Source organism: Limnohabitans sp. Rim28 (assembly GCF_000293865.2).
In the GTDB taxonomy this organism is placed as follows: domain Bacteria; phylum Pseudomonadota; class Gammaproteobacteria; order Burkholderiales; family Burkholderiaceae_C; genus Limnohabitans_A.
The window spans coordinates 1-5037 of record NZ_ALKN02000031.1; the positions used below are offsets into that span (position 1 = coordinate 1).

Consider the following 5037-nt stretch of genomic DNA (forward strand, 5'->3'; position numbering starts at 1 on the left):
GGGCCGCAATACTTGAAAATCGTGGGGAAAGTTTTGTACCGGCTCAAAGACATTGAGGCCTATGAAGAAGCCTGTCTGATCCGGAAAGTGCTCTAGGGGCGCACCCAAGGAGGCTCCGAACGGGTTGTAAATTGTTCGAACGACTTGGAATCAGTTCGAAATAGTCTTGGCGGGCTAGAAGATACTAGATCGCAAACCGCCTAAATTTCCCAAGAGCAAGCCGATCAAGCACTTGGGCCCCAGTTCATTATTCTAAATGTTGAGACATCTTCTTGTACCGAGAGTTTTCAGATCCTCTGTGCTAAAGGCTCCGGAATTAGAACCTGCCAGGTTGTCCCACTGTGCCTCTTCGACCCAAAGCGGACGTTTGCTCATCCAATAAAAGTTTATTAATTTAACCTCCAGTTTTTTGATGTGTATACCTCGAAGTTTGAGGCATATACTTCAAACTTATGTGGAGCGCTCTTTTTCTCACCCTGCCAACGCAACCGAAGGCAATTCGCCTGCGCATTTGGCGTGCGCTCAAAACTCTTGGGTGCCCTTCATTGCGTGATGGCGTTTATTTGCTGCCTGAGTCTCACGCTGAATTGTTCGATCCGCTAGTTTCTGAGGTACGCGAGAACGGTGGTCAGGCGCATGTGCTGCAACTTTCAACTCATGACGAAGCAATGCGCACCGAAGTGCTAGCCTTGTTTGACCGCACCAAATCTTATGCCGAATGGCATGTTGAAGTGGAGGCGCTGAACGCCTTACTCCCGGGACTTGACGAAACTGAAGCTAGGCGTCGCTGGCGGGGGGTCACAGAATCACTGCAAGTGTTGCGCCGTCTTGATTACTACCCTGGCGCTGCCGCCCAACAGGCACAAGCTGAACTTGATGATTTGCGCCAAACTCTTGACACTCGATTTTCAAAGGGTGAGCCGAAGGCGCAGCCAAGTCATGGCATCGCGCGCCTTGACTCTCTCAAATTCAAGGGAAAGCGCTGGGCGACACGTTCTCGCCCTTGGGTAGATCGCCTGGCTTGCGCTTGGCTAATTCGTCGCTTCATTGACCCAGAAGCATCTTTTATTTGGCTTGCCGACCCTGCGGGTGCGACACCTCCACCGCGCGGCGTTTTGGGATTTGACTTTGACGGTGCCCGATTCACACATATTGGCTCGCGCGTGAGCTTTGAGGTATTGGCGGCGAGCTTCGGATTGGATTCGGATCAGCAGCTGCAGCGAATTGCCCGTGCTGTTCATTTTCTGGACGTTGGCGGAATTCCCGTTGCAGAGGCAGCTGGATTGGAACTCGTTTTGGCAGGACTGCGGGAGGTCCACACCAACGATGATGCTCTGGCTCAAGCAGCTGCCCTGGTCTTTGATGCGCTCTATGCCGCCCCAGGAATATCTGAATGAACCTCGATCCCGTCACATCAAAAATTCCCACCGAACCCGATATGCCACCCGCGCCGGTGAGCTTTGGCGAGGCCTTTCGTTTTTGGCTCAAGCTTGGCTTTGTCAGCTTCGGTGGCCCAGCCGGGCAGATTGCCATCATGCACACTGAGCTGGTGGAGCGCAGGCGCTGGATCAGCGAGCAGCGTTTTTTGCACGCACTGAACTACTGCATGCTTCTCCCAGGCCCGGAGGCGCAGCAACTTGCCACCTATATCGGCTGGCTCATGCACCGTACATGGGGCGGTATCGTCGCTGGCGCACTGTTTGTGTTGCCCTCGCTTTTCATCCTGATCACACTGAGCTGGATTTACCTGCGCTTTGGCGACGTTCCGCTGGTAGCCGGTATCTTCTATGGACTCAAGCCCGCAGTGACTGCGCTGGTACTGCACGCCGCCCATCGCATTGGAACAAGGGCGTTGAAAAATCGTTGGATGTGGGCCATAGCCGCAGCTTCGTTCATCGCGATTTTTGCATTTGACACACCGTTTCCAGCCATCGTTCTCGCAGCTGCTTTGGTCGGTTGGTTGGGCTCGCGACGCTGGCCCGATGTTTTTACTCTCGGCGGCGGACATGGCTCAAACAAAACCAGTTATGGCCCCGCACTGATCGACGACCATACGCCTACACCTTTGCACGCAAAGTTTTCTCGGGCCAGACTTTTGAAAGTTCTCCTTGTAGGTCTCGGGCTGTGGTTGCTGGCGATGGTGACACTGATCGCGGTCAACGGCCTGGAGGGCACTTTGACGCAAATGGGCTGGTTTTTCACCAAAGCAGCACTACTGACTTTCGGCGGAGCCTATGCCGTCTTGCCCTACGTCTATCAAGGGGCAGTCGACACCCACCAGTGGCTTAGCGGTCCGCAAATGATCGATGGCCTGGCCCTGGGCGAAACAACGCCGGGCCCGCTGATCATGGTGGTTGCCTTTGTCGGCTTTCTGGGTGGCTGGTTGAAAGAGGTATCAGGCCCGGACGCCCTGTTTCTGGGTGGGGCGTTGGCCGCTACCGTGGTGACTTTTTTTACCTTCCTGCCCTCATTCATCTTCATTTTGGCCGGTGGTCCGGTGGTCGAGGCCACCCACGGTAAGCTGGGATTCACCGCACCCCTGTCAGCGATCACGGCGGCGGTGGTGGGCGTGATCTTGAATCTGGCCATGTTTTTTGCCCACCATGTCCTCTGGCCCCAAGGATTCGAGGGAAGGTTCGATCTGATGTCGGCTTTAATTGCCGCTGGTGCTGCAGTGGCGCTCTTTCGCTTCAAGGTTGGCGTCATGACGCTGCTGACAGGTAGTGCTCTGGTTGGCTTGGCGGTGTCCTGGCTGTTCCCCCTGCTGGGCTGAGGGATACAGGTCATCGATATTTTGTGATGGAGAGTTAAAGATGTTCATGATGTCGCGCCGGGTTTTGACTCGGCTGTTGGTGAGTTTTTTTGCAGTCCAGACGATGTGGGCATCGGCTGTGGAGGTTCGCTTTGAGCCCGTGGCGGACGGCGTTTACGCTTACGTGGGCGATATCGGCGGTCGAACGGTGGCCAACCAGGGCCTGAATGCTAACCTTGGGCTGGTCCTTACATCAGGCGGTGCCGTACTGATTGACAGTGGTTCGACGTTTCAAACCGCTCGTGCCATCCACGAAGCAGTGCGCCGAGTGACACAGCAGCCCGTACGCTGGGTCATCAACACGGGCGGACAGGATCATCGATGGCTGGGCAATGGCTACTTCAAGGCACAAGGGGCTGAGTTGATTGCCCACGCTGCAGCTGTGCCGGACATGCGCTCGCGCGGCGGCGATCAGTTCGCTGCACTTCGCACCTTACTGGGACCTGCTGCAGATGGAACGGAGCTGAGCTTTCCCAGCAGACTGCTGCAGGGGCCTGAAGCGCGATTGGAGCTCGGCGGTACCGTTTTCGAGTTTCGCCATCGCGGGGGTGGCCACACTCCTGGCGACTTGATGGTGTGGCTGCCCCACGTCCAAGTGGCTTTCTCGGGTGACATTGTTTATGTGGACCGTTTGCTGTCAGTTTTGCCTGTGAGCAGCACGCGGGCATGGGTAGAGGCCCTCAACGCTTTGGCTCAATGGAATCCAAAACGCATTGTTCCAGGGCATGGGCGCATCACTGACAGCAAAACAGCCAAGGCACAAAGCCACGATTATTTGCAAGCCATGCGTTCACACATGCAACGCGCTGTGGAGCAAGGTGTAGACATTAGCGAAGCGGTCAAGTCATTCAACGTCAAGCCTTTCATGAACCTGGCAAACGCAGCTGAGTTGCACCCGGGAAACGCCAGCCGCACCTACCTTGAGGTCGAGCGTGAGTAATGTGGTCGCTGTTGTGGAGCATTCGTCGAAATTGCACTTTACGAGTTAGGGATCTCGTGGGGATGGAAATTTACGAATGGTCTTTTGATCCAGACAGTGTTTTTTGAAACACATGCTGGCAGTTGATCGCCCGAACGTCGTTGCAGTTTTGTTCAGCTTGGCATTGCATGCTGCAGTCTTGGCGTTGGTCAGCGGTTATCAGTTCGGCTTCCGTAGTGCCGACAAAGAATCTTCCCCAAGTCGAATCGTCTTCATGCAGGTGTTGCCACCACCGCAAGATGACCTACCCATGGGGAGCCAGGAACTTTCGCCAGCGATCGATTCACCAAACCCAACAGCACTCGGCATTGCCCCAATCACTGAGTCGACAGACAGGTCACCGCCAGCCAAAGAGCCAGCCACCATGGAAGCGCCTTCAGCGCCAACAGCAGAAGAATGGGCTTTTGCGGGAAGTTACACAAACAAAAACAGCAAAGGCTATCGGTACAACTGGGGCCAACAGGTGCGCAGCATGATGGGTACTGTTGTCGAAGGGCCTGATCAAGGTTACGTTCGTTTCAGGATTGAAATTGCACCCGACGGGACACTGGCCAAGTTGGAAACCATTTGGACGACGTCCGCAGTGGCCGAGCAACTGGCGCGCAAGGCGGTTGAAAACATGCCGTCACTGCCGCCGACCCCAACAGGAAAGCCGCTTATTTTTGAGAAAACAATCTCGTTCACGCCGTTTGCTTCTGACGGTCCACCGAGTTACAAAGATGACTGCTTGCCGGATCCGCCTGTTTTTCGAAACCCGTTTGCGTGGGATGGCAAATCACCACAAACGGTGGCAACTCCACCAAAGGCTGAAAAGCTCGATCCACAAGCCATGGAGGATTGCCTCAGACAGTTGCCAAGAGACTCTATTGAAGCCGAAATGGCACGTGATAGACGTGAGATGGAACGATGGGGTTGGAATAAGTAAATCTGAACTTGTTAGCAATTCAAAACATCGTCAGAAGCTAATGCTTACCCGTGGGATGCACCAATCCACCCCGCTGAGAAAAAAGCACAGCCAACCGGTATGAACCTATATGAAACCACTGCATATAGGCATCAAGGAGCAAGTCCATGGCTACTAACAACACCTCATCTTCGAACCCACTGGCTGAAAAAATGGGCGACGTTCTGGACGCCCTGTCCAGTGGCATCGCCAAATCCGCAGCCAACGAACCCAAGTTCGAGCCCCAAATGTTGGTTCCAGAGGTCCCAGCCGAACCTGCCCGCCAGCTACTGACCGAAATAA

General features: G+C 54.8%; 4 protein-coding genes. All 4 read left to right on the forward strand.

Annotated elements, in window-relative coordinates:
* The first annotated feature begins 452 nt into the window (after positions 1 to 452).
* The 4 genes from B472_RS16595 (at position 453) to B472_RS16610 (ending at position 4716) form a co-directional block, all read left to right on the forward strand.
* Complete coding sequence (locus B472_RS16595) at positions 453 to 1397, forward strand: chromate resistance protein ChrB domain-containing protein (RefSeq protein ID WP_019428481.1); 945 nt, start codon at positions 453 to 455, stop codon at positions 1395 to 1397.
* On the forward strand, positions 1394 to 2773 hold the full coding sequence (chrA, locus tag B472_RS16600) for a chromate efflux transporter (protein WP_019428482.1): 1380 nt from the start codon (positions 1394 to 1396) through the stop codon (positions 2771 to 2773). Before B472_RS16595 ends, chrA begins: the two co-directional genes overlap by 4 nt.
* Before the next feature lie 40 nt (positions 2774 to 2813).
* The gene (locus B472_RS16605) at positions 2814 to 3752 is read left to right on the forward strand and encodes an MBL fold metallo-hydrolase (protein WP_019428483.1); all 939 of its coding nucleotides are present in this window, start codon (positions 2814 to 2816) and stop codon (positions 3750 to 3752) included.
* A 112-nt stretch (positions 3753 to 3864) separates the two neighbouring features.
* Positions 3865 to 4716: a hypothetical protein gene (locus tag B472_RS16610; RefSeq protein WP_019428484.1), complete on the forward strand. Its 852-nt coding sequence runs from the start codon at positions 3865 to 3867 to the stop codon at positions 4714 to 4716.
* The last annotated feature ends 321 nt before the right edge of the window (positions 4717 to 5037 follow it).

Bases quoted from the DNA above. Each gene is read 5' to 3' on its own strand.
- B472_RS16595 (WP_019428481.1), top strand. From the start codon at position 453: ATGTGGAGCGCTCTTTTTCTCACCCTGCCAACGCAACCGAAGGCAATT.
- B472_RS16610 (WP_019428484.1), top strand. From the start codon at position 3,865: ATGCTGGCAGTTGATCGCCCGAACGTCGTTGCAGTTTTGTTCAGCTTG.
- chrA (WP_019428482.1), top strand. From the start codon at position 1,394: ATGAACCTCGATCCCGTCACATCAAAAATTCCCACCGAACCCGATATG.
- B472_RS16605 (WP_019428483.1), top strand. From the start codon at position 2,814: ATGTTCATGATGTCGCGCCGGGTTTTGACTCGGCTGTTGGTGAGTTTT.